This is a genomic window from Sphingomonas sp. CCH10-B3 (genome assembly GCF_001556185.1).
GTDB classification, from domain to species: domain Bacteria; phylum Pseudomonadota; class Alphaproteobacteria; order Sphingomonadales; family Sphingomonadaceae; genus Sphingomonas; species Sphingomonas aquatica.
Window position 1 is genome coordinate 1 of sequence record NZ_LSIJ01000056.1, and the last position, 13,197, is coordinate 13,197.

Annotated in this window: 13 protein-coding genes; 8 read left to right on the forward strand and 5 right to left on the reverse strand. The window is 67.1% G+C overall.

Annotated elements, in window-relative coordinates:
- Positions 1-42 precede the first annotated feature (42 nt).
- The 4 genes from gcvPA to AX672_RS08760 are packed head-to-tail and all read left to right on the forward strand — an operon-like array spanning position 43 to position 3,934.
- The gene (gcvPA, locus tag AX672_RS08745) at positions 43-1,401 is read left to right on the forward strand and encodes an aminomethyl-transferring glycine dehydrogenase subunit GcvPA (RefSeq protein WP_066650761.1); all 1,359 of its coding nucleotides are present in this window, start codon (positions 43-45) and stop codon (positions 1,399-1,401) included.
- Positions 1,398-2,969, forward strand: coding sequence for an aminomethyl-transferring glycine dehydrogenase subunit GcvPB (gene gcvPB / locus AX672_RS08750; RefSeq protein WP_066650762.1), 1,572 nt, complete (start codon positions 1,398-1,400; stop codon positions 2,967-2,969). Before gcvPA ends, gcvPB begins: the two co-directional genes overlap by 4 nt.
- Position 2,970: 1 nt before the next feature.
- Positions 2,971-3,417 carry an ABA4-like family protein gene (locus tag AX672_RS08755; RefSeq protein ID WP_066650763.1) on the forward strand — a complete coding sequence of 149 codons (447 nt, stop codon included), beginning with the start codon at positions 2,971-2,973 and terminating at the stop codon, positions 3,415-3,417.
- A gap of 1 nt (position 3,418) precedes the next feature.
- Positions 3,419-3,934, forward strand: coding sequence for a CcdC protein domain-containing protein (locus AX672_RS08760; protein ID WP_066650764.1), 516 nt, complete (start codon positions 3,419-3,421; stop codon positions 3,932-3,934).
- Here AX672_RS08760 and AX672_RS08765 read toward each other — a convergent pair.
- Complete coding sequence (locus AX672_RS08765) at positions 3,931-4,392, reverse strand: methyltransferase family protein (RefSeq protein WP_066650765.1); 462 nt, start codon at positions 4,390-4,392, stop codon at positions 3,931-3,933. The genes AX672_RS08760 and AX672_RS08765 overlap by 4 nt on opposite strands.
- Positions 4,393-4,460: 68 nt before the next feature.
- Between AX672_RS08765 and AX672_RS08770 the strand changes: the two genes are divergently transcribed.
- Positions 4,461-5,087 (forward strand): DUF938 domain-containing protein, encoded by a 627-nt coding sequence (locus tag AX672_RS08770; RefSeq protein WP_066650766.1) that lies wholly within the window; start codon positions 4,461-4,463, stop codon positions 5,085-5,087.
- Here AX672_RS08770 and AX672_RS08775 read toward each other — a convergent pair.
- Positions 5,084-5,989 (reverse strand): DMT family transporter, encoded by a 906-nt coding sequence (locus tag AX672_RS08775; RefSeq protein ID WP_066650767.1) that lies wholly within the window; start codon positions 5,987-5,989, stop codon positions 5,084-5,086. The genes AX672_RS08770 and AX672_RS08775 overlap by 4 nt on opposite strands.
- Positions 5,990-6,066: 77 nt before the next feature.
- Here AX672_RS08775 and AX672_RS08780 point away from each other — a divergent pair, with 77 nt between their 5' ends.
- Both AX672_RS08780 and AX672_RS08785 read left to right on the forward strand, forming a co-directional pair.
- The gene (locus tag AX672_RS08780; RefSeq protein ID WP_066650768.1) at positions 6,067-7,602 is read left to right on the forward strand and encodes an aminoacyl--tRNA ligase-related protein; all 1,536 of its coding nucleotides are present in this window, start codon (positions 6,067-6,069) and stop codon (positions 7,600-7,602) included.
- A 39-nt stretch (positions 7,603-7,641) separates the two neighbouring features.
- Entirely contained in the window at positions 7,642-8,646 is a 1,005-nt protein-coding gene (locus tag AX672_RS08785) for a hypothetical protein (RefSeq protein ID WP_066650769.1), read from the forward strand.
- Here the strand turns inward: AX672_RS08785 and AX672_RS08790 are convergent.
- Genes AX672_RS08790 through glpD form a run of 3 tightly spaced genes read right to left on the reverse strand, consistent with a single transcriptional unit; the run spans position 8,643 to position 11,793 of the window.
- Positions 8,643-9,350 (reverse strand): glycosyltransferase family 2 protein, encoded by a 708-nt coding sequence (locus AX672_RS08790; protein ID WP_066650770.1) that lies wholly within the window; start codon positions 9,348-9,350, stop codon positions 8,643-8,645. The genes AX672_RS08785 and AX672_RS08790 overlap by 4 nt on opposite strands.
- A 33-nt stretch (positions 9,351-9,383) precedes the next feature.
- Complete coding sequence (gene trhO / locus AX672_RS08795; RefSeq protein ID WP_066650771.1) at positions 9,384-10,298, reverse strand: oxygen-dependent tRNA uridine(34) hydroxylase TrhO; 915 nt, start codon at positions 10,296-10,298, stop codon at positions 9,384-9,386.
- 1 nt (position 10,299) lies between these two features.
- A complete protein-coding gene (glpD, locus tag AX672_RS08800) occupies positions 10,300-11,793 on the reverse strand; it encodes a glycerol-3-phosphate dehydrogenase (RefSeq protein WP_231731239.1) in 1,494 nt (497 codons plus the stop codon).
- Positions 11,794-12,011: 218 nt separating this feature from the next.
- Between glpD and AX672_RS08805 the strand changes: the two genes are divergently transcribed.
- Positions 12,012-13,197, forward strand: a 1,186-nt coding sequence (locus AX672_RS08805; protein WP_202189286.1) for an RNB domain-containing ribonuclease, incomplete at its 3' end; no start/stop codon positions are given.

Genomic DNA, 13,197 nt, shown 5'->3' on the forward strand with positions numbered 1-13,197 from the left:
CCCCCGACCCCTCCCGCTAGCGGGAGGGGGGAGTTAACGACCATGCGCTATCTGCCGCTTACCCAGCCCGACCGCGAGGCGATGCTCGCTACCATCGGTGCCGCATCGATCGATGACCTGTTCGTCGATGTTCCCGAAGAGGCCCGCCTCGACGGTCCGATCCACGACTTGCCGATGCACGCGAGCGAAATGGCGGTCGAGCGGCACATGCGCGCGCTGGCCCGCAAGAACATGGTCGCGGGCGACGTGCCCTTCTTCCTCGGCTGCGGCGCGTACAAGCATCATGTGCCCGCGAGCGTCGATCACCTGATCCAGCGCGGCGAGTTCCTGACCGCCTACACCCCCTATCAGCCCGAAATCGCGCAGGGCACGCTGCAGATGCTGTTCGAGTTCCAGACGCAGGTTGCGCGGCTGCTCGGCACCGATGTGGCGAATGCGTCGATGTACGACGGCTCGACCGCGTGCTGGGAAGCGATCGGCATGGCGCGGCGCATCACCAAGCGCGGCAAGGCGATCCTGTCGGGCGGGCTGCACCCCCATTATGTCTCGGTCGCCCGGACGATGGCGAAATACACCGGCGACCAGCTCGAAACGTCGCTGCCGACGCTCACGGCAGAGACTGATATCGACGCGCTGATTGCAGGCATCGACAGCGACACCTCGTGCGTGGTCGTCCAATATCCCGACATCCTCGGCCGCATCGCCGACCTGAAGCCGCTGGCGGACGCCTGCCACGCGCAAAAGGCGGTGCTGATCGCGGTCGTCACCGAGCCGGTTGCGCTCGGTGCGATCAAGTCGCCGGGCGAAATGGACGCCGATATCGTCGTCGGCGAAGGCCAGTCGATCGGTGTCGGCTTGCAGTTCGGCGGACCCTATGTCGGCCTGTTCGGCTGCAAGGAGAAATACCTCCGCCAGATGCCCGGCCGCCTGTGCGGCGAGACCATCGATGCCACCGGCAAGCGCGGCTTCGTGCTGACGCTGAGCACGCGCGAGCAGCATATCCGGCGCGAAAAGGCGACGTCGAACATCTGCACCAATTCGGGGCTGTGCGCGCTCGCTTTCTCGATCCACATGACGCTGCTCGGCGAAGCGGGTTTGCGCAAGCTGGCGGGGATCAACCATGCGCTGGCGGTGACGGCAGCCGAGCGGCTGGCGCAGGTGCCGGGGGTAACCCTCGTCAACGACAGCTTCTTCAACGAATTCACCTTGGTGCTGCCCAAGACGGCGCGGCCGATCGTGCGGCAGCTCGCCGACCGGCAGATCCTGGCGGGTGTCTCGCTCGGGCGGCTCTACCCCGGTTCGGTCGAACTCGACCACGGCCTTGTCGTGGCAGTGACCGAAACGACGACGCTCGAAGACATCGAAACCCTCGCAACCGCGCTCGAAGAGGTGCTGGCATGACGATCAACGCAAGCGGCTGGCGCCCGGAGATGGGCAGCGCCGGCGCCGACACCCCCGCTACTTTCACTGGCAACAAGGCACTGATGCTCGAGGAAGCGCTGATCTTCGAGATCGGCGATACCGCGACGACGGGGGTGGATATTGCCGATGTGGCCCCGGTTGCGGACCGCCTCGGCGGGCTCGCGCGCGACCGGGCGATCGGCCTCCCCGGCCTTTCCGAGCCCGAGACGGTGCGCCACTATACGCGCCTCAGCCGCCAGAATTACGGGATCGACCTCGGCTTCTTCCCGCTCGGCTCGTGCACCATGAAGCACAACCCGCGCCTCAACGAGAAGATGGCGCGGCTGCCCGGCTTCGCCGACATCCACCCGCTCCAGCCGGTCGATACGGTGCAAGGCGCGCTCGGCGTCATCAACGAGCTGGCGGTGTGGCTGATCAAGCTCACCGGCATGCACGGCGTCGCGATGAGCCCCAAGGCGGGCGCGCATGGCGAGCTGTGCGGCATCCTTTGCATCCGGGCAGCGCTCGAGGCGCGCGGCGAGGGGCATCGCAAGGTCATCCTCGTCCCCGAGTCGGCGCATGGCACCAATCCGGCGACCGCAGCCTTTGCCGGCTATCAGGTCGAGGACATTCCCGCGACGCCCGAAGGCCGCGTCGATACCGCGGCGCTCAAGGCCCGGCTGGGGCCGGATGTCGCGGGGGTGATGATCACCAACCCCAACACCTGCGGGCTGTTCGAACGCGACCTGAAGGAGATTTCGGACGCGGTGCATGCCGTCGGCGGCTATGTCTATTGCGACGGCGCGAACTTCAACGCGATCGTCGGGCGAGTGCGGCCGGGTGACCTCGGCATCGATGCGATGCACATCAACCTCCACAAGACCTTCTCGACCCCGCACGGCGGCGGTGGTCCCGGGTCGGGGCCGGTGGTGCTGTCGGAAGCGCTGTCGCCCTATGGCCCGCTGCCTTTCACCGAACGTTATGAGGACGGCCACATCACGCTGGTCGAGGAAGAGTCGGTCGGCGAGCGCCACCCCGACACGTTCGGCCGCATGACCGCCTTCCACGGCCAGATGGGCATGTTCACCCGCGCGCTGACCTATATCCTAAGCCACGGCGCCGATGGGCTGCGGCAGGTCGCCGAGGATGCGGTGCTCAACGCCAATTACGTCCTGCGCAGCCTCGAAGGCGTGCTCGACGCGCCGTTCGCGCACAGCGGCCCGTGCATGCATGAGGCGCTGTTCAGCGATAATGGCATGGCCGAGGGTTTCACCACGCTCGACATCGCCAAGGGGCTGATCGACGAGGGCTTCCACCCGATGACGGTCTATTTCCCGCTCGTCGTCCACGGCGCGATGCTGGTCGAGCCGACCGAAACCGAGTCGAAGGCCGCGCTCGACCAGTTCATCGGCGCGCTGCGGAGCGTTGCGGAACGCGGCAAGGCAGGCGATCCGAGCCTGAAGTCGGCGCCGCACTTTGCGCCCCGCGCGCGGCTCGACGAAACGCTGGCGGCGCGCAAGCCGGTGCTGACGTGGAAGGCGCCCGAACTGCCGGTCGCAGCCGAATAGCATGGGCTGGGGCGGTCTCTTCCAGATCGTCAACACGGTCGCGCTGCTGCTGTGGCTATTGCTGATCCTCGCGCCGCGCTGGCCGGGCGCGATCGGCCAGTTGCGGCTGGCGGGAGCAGGGGGTCTGAGCCTGTTCTACGTCGTGCTGGTCGGCATCGCGCTGACGACGGGCTTCGGCGAGCCGCGCGGGCAGGCGCCTGATTTCTCGACGATTGCCGGCATCCGCGCGATTTTCGCCAGCGACGGCGGCGTGGTGACGGGGTGGACGCATTACCTCGCCCTCGATCTGTTCGCGGGGCTTTGGATTGCCGAGGACAGCGACGCGCGGCGGATCAATCGCTTCGTGCAGGCGCCGGTGCTGCTGCTGACGTTTCTCGCGGGGCCAGCGGGGTTGTTCCTCCATCTCCTGCTGACACGCGGATTCGGGTTCGGGGCACGGCCGGCCTGAGATGACCGATCCGTCGCATCCGAACAATCTGGTCGGCACGATTTTCCTGATCGCGTTCGTCGCCTTCGTGCTGGCAATGCGGTTGCGGCGAATGACGCGCGGGCGGCGGCTGCGGCTCGAATGGCTGTGGGTGGTGCCCGTGCTGTACGGCGCACTGGCGGGATCGCTGCTCTATGTGTCCGCGCCGACGCCGGTGATCTGGGCGGCGTGCGGGATCGCGCTGGCGATCGGTGCCGTGCTTGGCTGGCAGCGCGCGCGATTCGTGACTCTCTCGATCGACCCCGAAAGCCACGCGCTCAGCCAGCGCGAATCGCCGCTCGCGATCTTGTTCATCGTCCTGCTGATCGCGATCCGCTTCGGCGTGCGCGCTCTCGGTGAAGCCGAAGCGGCGTGGCACGTCAGCGTCATGGCAATCACTGATATATTGGTGATGTTCGCGCTGGGGCTCTTCACCGCGCAGCGCATCGAATTGTGGCGGCGCGGCAGCGCATTGCTGGCCAACGCGCGGCGCACCTAAATCCAGCGGCGAACGCGCGTCTTATAGTCACGATAGGCCGTGCCGAATTTCGCCTCGAGATAGCGCTCCTCGCGCGCGATCACTTGCGTCTGGATGATCAGGATCGCGACCGGCAGCAGCACGAGCGACACCAGACTGCCGAGCACGATCGCCAGCCCCATATGCGCCAGCGCCATCCCCAGATACATCGGATTGCGGGTATAGGCGTACAGGCCGGTATCGACGATGCCGTTGGTCGGCGTCCAGGGTTCGGGATTTTCGCCGCGCTGCCGGAACAGCCCGATCGCGGCGCCGATCAGTGCCAGTCCAGCGATCGCAACCGCGGCGCCAGGCAGCCACGGCAACCCCAGCGGCGGCACTGCCACGAATCGCTCGACCAGCGGGCCGGTCAGCAGCAAGCCGATGAACACGAAGGGCGGCGGAAAGCCGACGGCAGCGCCGCGATCTTGGCTCGACATTCCTTTCACTCCCCGCCAGTGCTTCGCGACCAGCATAGCGGTGTGTGCCGCAGCTAGCGAGGACAGTTATGGCCGACCCGACCCCATGGATCGTCGCCGAGGATCAGGGCGATGTGCGGAAGCACGCGCCCGCGACATTGCGCAATCGTGGGGCAATTGCCGAAGTGTTGCGCGGCCTGCTGCCACCAGCCGGGCTCGTGCTCGAAATCGCGAGCGGCAGCGGCGAGCATGTCGCTTATTTCGCGGAAGAGTTTGCGACGATCGACTGGCAGCCGAGCGATCCCGATGCGACCGCGCTTGCCTCGATCGCGGCGTGGAGCGAGGGCCTTGCCAATGTCCGCCCGCCGCTGATGCTCGATGCGGCTGCCGATGTCTGGCCGGTGGCGGCGGCGGATGCGATCCTGTGCATCAACATGGTCCATATCGCGCCGTGGGAAGCAACCTTGGGGCTGCTGGCGGGTTCGGCACGGCTGCTAGCCACGGGGGCGCCGCTGATCCTCTACGGCCCGTTCCGCCGCGCAGGCGTGCCGACGGCGGAGAGTAACGAAGCCTTCGATCAGTCGCTCAGGAGCCGCGATCCCCGCTGGGGCCTGCGCGCGGTCGAGGAGGTGGCGGCGGCGGCGACCGGCTTCAAACTCGCGCCGCCGATCGAGATGCCGGCGAACAACCTGATTCTCGGGCTGCGTCGCGACTAGGCCGTCACCGCCTCGTCGGTCACCGGGCGGCGGCGGACATGTTCGCGCCAGACGATGTAGAGCCCGCTCGCGATGATGATCGGGGCGCCGATCCACGTCATCGGCGTCGGCAGCGCGCTGAACAACAGCCAGCCGAACAGAGTCGCCCACAGCAGCGACGAATAGTCCATCGGCACCACCAGCGACACCGGACCATAGCGGATCGACGAGGTCATGAAGATCTGCGCGATCCCGCCGAGGATGCCGACTGCCGCCAGCATCGCCCAGCCATAGGCATCATGCGGTTGCGCGGCGAACAGATAGACGATCCCGAGCGGCAGCACCGACAACGCCGAGAACCAGAACACCGTCGTCATCGTCGCTTCGGTCTTGGCGATCTGGCGCAGCAGGATCGAGACGCTCGCGGTGGTAAGGGCCGCCGCCAGCCCGCTGAGCGCGCCCCAGAGCGGGAAATGCCCGCTGCCCGGCTGCGCCACGATCAGCACGCCGATGAAGCCGGCGAGTACGGCCGCCCAGCGATGCCAGCCCGTTGGTTCCTTGAGCACCAGCGCGCCGAGAATCGTCGCGAAGATCGGCATCGAGAAAGCGATCGTCGTCGATTCGGCGAGTGGCAGCGCGAGCAGCGCAGTGAAAGTGAACACCATCGCCGTCAGCCCCATAACGGCGCGCAGCACATGTGCACCGAATCGCTCGGTACGGATCGACGCGAGCCCTGGACCCTGCATGATCACCAGCGTGATCAGGCAGGCCGCGCCGAACTGGCGGAAGAACAGGATTTCGCCGAGCGTCGCGCCGCTCGCCTCGGCAAGCTTGATCGCGCTGTTCATGCACTGGAACAGGAACACCGACCCCAGCCGCAACGCGACGGCGAACAGGATGCGATCGGCGGAGGCTTCGGCCATGCCTGTCCTTGGGCCATGCTGCGTTGCGGGACAAGTCCGGGGTGACGGATCGCGCGGCACGCGTTATCGCGAGGGCCATGATCAAGCACGCCCTGTCCGTCACCCGCGATGCCAATTTCGCCGAATGGTATCAGACCGTCATCACCGAAGCCGATCTCGCCGAGGAATCGGGCGTGCGCGGCTGCATGGTCATCCGGCCATGGGGCTATGGCATCTGGGAACGCATCCAGCGGCTGCTCGACGATCGCATCAAGGCGACGGGGCATGAGAACTGCTATTTCCCGTTGTTCATCCCGCTTTCCTATTTCGAAAAGGAAGCCGAGCATGTCGACGGCTTCGCCAAGGAAATGGCCGTCGTTACTCACCACCGGCTGATCGGTGACGGCAAGGGCGGGCTGGTGCCCGATCCTGCCGCCAAGCTCGAGGAGCCGCTGGTCGTCCGGCCGACGTCGGAGACGGTGATCGGCACTGCCTTCGCGCGTTGGGTGCAGTCGTGGCGCGACCTGCCCGTTCTCATCAACCAATGGGCGAATGTCGTGCGCTGGGAAATGCGCACGCGCATGTTCCTGCGCACTGCTGAATTCCTGTGGCAGGAAGGTCATACCGCGCACGCCAGCGAAGCCGAGGCGCGCGAAGAAACGCTCAAGATGCTCGAAGTCTATCGCAGCTTCGCCGAAGACTGCGTCGCGCTGCCGGTGGTCGCGGGCGAAAAGCCCGAGAACGAGCGCTTCCCCGGGGCGGTCGCGACCTATTCGATCGAAGCGATGATGCAGGACGGCAAGGCGCTGCAGGCAGGCACCAGCCATTTCCTCGGCACCAATTTCTCGAGCGCGCAGAATATCCGCTTCCAGAATGCCGAGGGGCAGTTGGAACTCGCCCAGACGACGAGCTGGGGCATGTCGACCCGCATCATCGGCGGGCTGATCATGGTGCACGGCGACGACGACGGCCTGCGCGTGCCGCCGCGCGTCGCGCCGTGGCAGATCGTGATCGTGCCGATGCTGCGCGACGCCCCCGAGGACGCGGCGGTCATCGATTATTGCCGGGCGTTGCAGGCCGAACTGGCCGCGCTCAGCGCGTTCGGCGAGCCGGTACGCGCGCTGCTCGACCTGAAGCCGGTCAAGGCCGCGACCAAGCGCTGGGGCTGGGTGAAGAAGGGCGCGCCCGTGATCGTCGAAGTCGGCGGGCGCGATGTCGCGGGCGGCAATGTCAGCGTCGTGCGCCGCGACCGGCTCTACCGCGAAGACGGCAAACTCGATTCGGCGATTGTCGCGCGTGGCGATTTCGTCGGTGACATGGCGGCGCTGTTGACTGACGTGCAGGCGTCGCTGCACCGCGAAGCGCGCGCGCGGCTGGAAGCCAATATCCGCCGCGACGTCACCGATTTCGCCGACCTCGAAACCTATTTCGCCGAAAGCGAGAGCAAGCCCGGCTGGCTCGAGATCCAATGGGCCAAGCCGACCGGCGCCGAGCTCGACAAGGTGGTCGAGCGGCTGAAGGCGCTCAAGCTCACGCTCCGCAATGTGCCGATGGATGCGGCCACCGCCGATGGCGCGTGCATCTTTACCGGCGCGCCGGCGGTTGAGCGGGTGCTGGTCGGCCGCGCTTATTGATTGAGGCCCCGTGCCGTTCGGGGACAATCGGCGCCGCGTGTGTCTTGGGCGATTGTCGGCGCGCGCGAACAATTGCATCCTGCTGGCGTGCGGCGGCGAAATGATCCGATCGGGCGCCGCTGGCGCAGGGGCTTGGCGGGGCTGGCGATTGCCTGCCTGCTGACAAGCGTTGCCGCTGCCGGTCCGATCGCGCGCGAGCCGATCGACCCGCTGACCGTCGCCGATGCCGATTTCGCCCGCCACCGCGACCCGGCGCTCTGGCGCGGGCTGAGCGTCACCCGGCTCGCGGTCGAGGAAGGGCCGGTCAGTTGGCGGATGTTCCGCATCGCCAATGATGTCCGCCCCGACGGACCGCTTTGGGTCGTCACGCACGACAATGAGAATGCGACCTTCGCCGCCATGCTGGTCGCGCTACGCAGCTATGGCGGAGTCGCGATCGTCGTCGACAGCGGTGCAAGCGATGATGACGACAGCGCCCGGTTCAACTGGTTCACGGGCGGACGCCCGATCGACCCCAACCGGCATTTTTTCGACCGCAACCCCGGCTATGTCGGCGCGGTGCTCGGCGATCTTGGGCCAGGGCGGCGGCTGATCGTCGCGCTCCACACCAACGAGCCGGGCTTCGATCCCGGCCTGACCGGATGCGGCGGCGAGCGTGGGCAGGGCGGCGGCAACATCTCGATCCGGCTTTGCTCGCAGCGCTGGCACCCAATCGCAGCGCCCGCGCCGCGCTGGCCGTTCGACGACGAGGACAGCGTGACGCTCGTCCCCTATCGCGCCGCCAGGCCTCAGATGAGCGCAATCTGCGGCCCGGCACTGGTCGCGGCGGGCTCTAACGTCGTTTTCGAGCGCGTGGCGAAGAGCGACGGATCGCTCTCCAATTACGCGGTCGAGCGCGGGCTCGCCTATGTCAACGTCGAAACGCGCGAGCGCGGGCATGATCCCGCCGGCATCGCCGCCGCGCGCGACCGGCTGGTAGCGATGATCGACGGCGTGATGGAGCGCTGCGGCGACGTGCCGCCGGTGCGGCTGGCGGCCCGCTAACGCTGGCCGCGCAGCCAAGCGTCCTTCTGCGCTTCGGCATCGGCATTGGTGATGACGCGTTCGTGGATGTGCCCGACCTCCCACGACAGCGCGTGATCGATAAAGACCTTCACCCCCGCCTCGGTCAGCTCGCGGAAGAAGGACACATCCTCGCCCATGCGGGCATTGGTGCCGGGCAGCAGCTTGCGGTCGAACGGCTGCCAATGCGCCCAGCCGACGCCTTTCTCGACATGCGCCTTAACCTGGTGGAGGATGCTCATGTCGATCAGGCAGAGCGCCAGCCCGACATGCCACACTTCCTCGACCGCGCCCGCCCGCGCGAGTGCTTCGGTGGTCCAGACGTGCTCCATCTGCCCGGCCGCATTCAGCCGCACCGCGACCGGCCCGGTCGGATAGGCCCGCCGCGGCTGGTTGCAGCCGACGACGGGCAGCTTGTGCTTGAGCAACCGCAACAAGGTGTCGGGCGGAAAGACGTGATCGCTGTCGAGCCAGAGCAGATAGCGCGCCTGCCATCCGATCGCCATCTTCAGCAATTCGGTGCGGCTGTGCGGAAGGTCGGATGACGAGACCGAGAACACCTCAATCTGGAGCGGCCCCGTAGCCGGTGCGGGGGCCATCAGGCTGAACGCCACCATCCGCGCAAGGCTGATCGCGAAGTCACCCTTGGTGTCGCCATAGCGGGGAATGCAGATCGCGATTTTCATGGGCAGCTTCATGCAATGGGCACGGGCTGGACGCTAGTCCCCGAACACCGCGCCGACATGCGGTTCGCCGCGCGCTTCGGCGAGCTTGGCCTGGCGGTGACGTTCAGCGTAGCTCGCGCGCTGTTCGGGCGTGCGGCTGCCGTGGCAGGCGGGGCAGGCGACGCCTTCCTCATACAGCGATGAGGCGCGGTCTTCGGGGCTGACGGGCATGCGGCACGCGCGGCAGAGCTGGTGGGTGCCGGGGGCGAGGCCATGGCCCACCGCGACGCGCTCGTCGAACACGAAGCATTCGCCGTGCCAGCGGCTCTCGTCTTGCGGCACCTCCTCCAGATATTTCAGGATGCCGCCTTTCAGGTGGAACACCTGCTCGACGCCCTGTTCCTTCAGAAAGGCGGTCGCCTTTTCGCAGCGGATGCCGCCGGTGCAGAACATCGCGACTTTCCTGCCCGCCATGCCCGCGCGCCGTTCGGCGGCCCAGGCGGGGAAGTCGCTGAAGGCGCGGGTGCCGGGGTCGATCGCGCGATCGAAACTTCCGATGCGGACTTCATAATCGTTGCGCGTGTCGATCACGATCGTGTCGGGATCGTCGATCAGCGCGTTCCAGTCGGCAGGATCGACATAGGTGCCGACGATGCTGAGCGGATCGACGGGCACGCCCATAGTCACGATTTCGCGCTTCACCCGGACCTTCAGCCGGTGGAACGGCATCGCGGCGGCCTGCGCATATTTGACGTCTAGGTCGGCGCAGTCGGGCAGCGCGCGGAGATGGCCGACCAGCGCGGCGATGCCTTCGGGTGGTCCGGCGAGGGTGCCATTCAGTCCTTCAGTGGCGAGCAGGAGTGTGCCCTTGATGCCTTGCGCCTTGCACAGTTCTTCGATCGGCTCGCGCAATGCGGCGGGATCGGCGAAACGGGCGAAGCGATAAAGGGCAGCGACTTGGTAGCTCATTTCAAGCTGGATAGGCGTTCACCCACCAGCTTTCAAAGGCCGCGCGCTCATCGGCGCTGAGGTGCAGCCCGATCTTGCTCCGGCGCATCAGCGCATCCTCGGGCGAGCGCGCCCATTCGCGGGCCTGCATCCAGCGCGCTTCGACTTCGGTGAAGCCCGCACCGAACGCCGTGCCCAGCGCCGCCTCGTCCGAAATGCTGCGCAGCATCTCGTGCAGCATGGAGCCATAAGCGCGCGCCATCCGCTCGCTGCGGACGTCGCCCAGAAACGGCCAGCGTGCCCGCACATCAGTCAGGAAGGCAGCAAAGTTGCCGATGTCGCCGCCCGGAAAGGCTCGCTCACGCGTCACGCGTCTGGCGGCAAAACCCATCGGCGCCGCGAGCTTGGCCACCGCTTCTTCGGCCAGATGCCGTGCGGTGGTGATCTTGCCGCCGAACACGCTCAGCAGCACCGGGCCGGTCGTATCGACCTCCAGCACATAGTCGCGCGTCACCGCCTTGGCCTCGCTCGCGCCGTCGTCGTAGAGCGGGCGCACCCCCGACCAAGTCGAGCGCACATCGGCGGGCGCGATTTGCGTCGTGAAATGCCGGTTCACTGCCGCGCACAGATACGCGATCTCGTCGGCGTCGATCACTGCGTCTTCGGGCCGCTCGACCGGCACGTCGGTGGTGCCGATCTCGGTGAAACCGCCTTCATAGGGAATCGCGAAGACGATCCGCCCGTCGGGCTGCTGCAGGATATAGGCTTGGTCGCCCTCGAACAGCTTGGGCACGACGATGTGGCTGCCCTTGATCAGTCGCACGCCGCTGCGCGCATTGACGCCGAGCAGCCCGAGCGTTTCCGCCACCCACGGCCCGGCGGCATTCACCAGCCCGCGCGCGGCAACTTCGCGCCCGTCCGATAGCGTCGCGCGCCACGCATCGCCCTCGCGTCGCGCCGACAGCAGTGCGGTCCGCGTCGCGATCTCCGCGCCGTTCGCCGCCGCGTCGAGCGCGTTGAGCAAAGTCAGCCGCGAATCATCGACCCAGGCATCCGAATAGACGAAGCCCTTGGTTGCGCTCTTCAGCGGCGCGCGCAGATCGGCGTCGCTCGCGCGCAACCCGCGTGAACGCGGCAGCGACATCTTGCCGCCGAGCAGATCATAGAGGATCAGCCCCGCGCGCAGGAACCACCACGGCCGCGCGCCATCATGCGGCAGCACGAAGCGCATCGGATAGATGATGTGCGGGGCAGCATGCACCAGCCGCTCGCGCTCGCGCAGGGCCTCGGCGACCAGCTTGAACTCGTAATATTCGAGGTAGCGCAGCCCGCCGTGGATCAGCTTGGTCGATGCTGATGAGGTATGGCTTGCCAGGTCGTCGCGTTCGACCAGCAGCACCGATCGCCCGTTGAGCGCTGCCTCACGGGCGATCGCGGTGCCGTTGATGCCGCCGCCGATAATGAGCAGGTCATATGTCACCGCGCTCCGATAGCCGCAGTGCAGCAATTTCGCCATCGCTGTTTGGGCGCCCGCCGCCCTAGAATCTGCGTTGGCTCTCCCCCCGTCATTCCCGCGAAGGCGGGAATCCATAAGGGCTGGCCAAGCCGAGCCTTGCTCAACTAAGCGGTTATGGATTCCCGCCTTCGCGGGAATGACGAGTGGGCGATTGAGGCGTGAGCTAACGTCGTCATCACTTGGTTTGGCTTTGCGCCCAAAACGCCTATGCCTTGGCGATGAAGAAGACGCCCGGCCTGCCGACGCCCAAGCAGATACTCGATTTCATCGCCTCGTCCGATGTGCCCGCCGGCAAGCGCGAGATCGCGCGCGCCTTTGGCCTGTCGGCGCAGGAGAAAATCGGGCTCAAAGCACTGCTGAAGGACATGGCCGATGAAGGGCTGATCGATTCGGCGCCCGGTCGCGCCTTTCACAAGATGGGCGGCGTGCCCAAGGTGACGGTGCTGCGGATCGTCGACGTGACCGACGACGGTACCGTCTGGGCAACCCCCGAAAGCTGGCATGCCGATACCCCCGCGCCGCGGCTGCGCGTGCGCGAGCGGGGCAAGGGCGCGCTCGGCGTCGGCGACCGCGTGCTCGCGCGCACCGAGGAAGCCGGCACCGGCCATATCGCGCACCCGATGAAGCGGCTCGCGCGCGGCGAGGAACTGGTGCTCGGCGTGCTGCGCGAGGAAGGCGGCAAGCTCTGGCTGACCGGTGTCGAGAAGAAGGAGCGGCGCGATTTTCCGGTGTCCGACGCAGGTGACGCCGCGCCCGGCGATCTCGTGCTGGCGGAAAAGACCGGCCGCCCGCCACGGATCAGCGTGCGCGTGACCGAGCGGCTCGGCGATCCGTTCGCGCCGCGCAGCTTTTCGATGATCGCGATCCACAAGCTCGGCATCCCGGTCGAGTTCAGTCCGGAAACGCTCGAGGAAGCGGCGGAATCCGCGCGCCAGCCGCTGGGGGAGGGGCGCGAGGATCTGCGCCATCTGCCGATCGTCGCGATCGACCCGGAGGATGCGCGCGACCATGACGATGCGGTGTGGGCCGCCCCCGACGACGATCCGGCGAACGCGGGCGGCTGGCGCGTGGTGGTGGCGATTGCCGATGTCAGCTTCTACGTCCGGCCCGGATCGGCGATCGACAAGGATGCGCGGCGGCGCGGCAACAGCGTCTATTTCCCCGATCGCGTCGTGCCGATGCTGCCCGAGATATTGTCGGCGGATGTCTGCTCGCTGAAAGCGGGGGCCGACCGTGCGGCGCTCGTCTGCCATTTGCAGATCGGCAAGGCGGGCGCGCTCAAGAGCTGGCGATTTACGCGCGCCGTGGTGCGGATACGGGCGAACATTGCCTATGAGGCAGCGCAGGCGGCGATCGACGCACATGCTGCCCCTCCCGCGAGCGGGAGGGGGCCGGGGGGTGGGC

Excerpts from the sequence above, each read along its gene's own strand:
- gcvPA (WP_066650761.1), top strand. The coding sequence starts at position 43 with ATGCGCTATCTGCCGCTTACCCAGCCCGACCGCGAGGCGATGCTCGCT.
- AX672_RS08760 (WP_066650764.1), top strand. The coding sequence starts at position 3,419 with ATGACCGATCCGTCGCATCCGAACAATCTGGTCGGCACGATTTTCCTG.
- AX672_RS08770 (WP_066650766.1), top strand. The coding sequence starts at position 4,461 with ATGGCCGACCCGACCCCATGGATCGTCGCCGAGGATCAGGGCGATGTG.
- AX672_RS08775 (WP_066650767.1), bottom strand. The coding sequence starts at position 5,989 with ATGGCCGAAGCCTCCGCCGATCGCATCCTGTTCGCCGTCGCGTTGCGG.
- AX672_RS08765 (WP_066650765.1), bottom strand. The coding sequence starts at position 4,392 with ATGTCGAGCCAAGATCGCGGCGCTGCCGTCGGCTTTCCGCCGCCCTTC.
- AX672_RS08780 (WP_066650768.1), top strand. The coding sequence starts at position 6,067 with ATGATCAAGCACGCCCTGTCCGTCACCCGCGATGCCAATTTCGCCGAA.
- trhO (WP_066650771.1), bottom strand. The coding sequence starts at position 10,298 with ATGAGCTACCAAGTCGCTGCCCTTTATCGCTTCGCCCGTTTCGCCGAT.
- AX672_RS08790 (WP_066650770.1), bottom strand. The coding sequence starts at position 9,350 with ATGAAAATCGCGATCTGCATTCCCCGCTATGGCGACACCAAGGGTGAC.
- gcvPB (WP_066650762.1), top strand. The coding sequence starts at position 1,398 with ATGACGATCAACGCAAGCGGCTGGCGCCCGGAGATGGGCAGCGCCGGC.
- AX672_RS08755 (WP_066650763.1), top strand. The coding sequence starts at position 2,971 with ATGGGCTGGGGCGGTCTCTTCCAGATCGTCAACACGGTCGCGCTGCTG.
- glpD (WP_231731239.1), bottom strand. The coding sequence starts at position 11,793 with ATGGCGAAATTGCTGCACTGCGGCTATCGGAGCGCGGTGACATATGAC.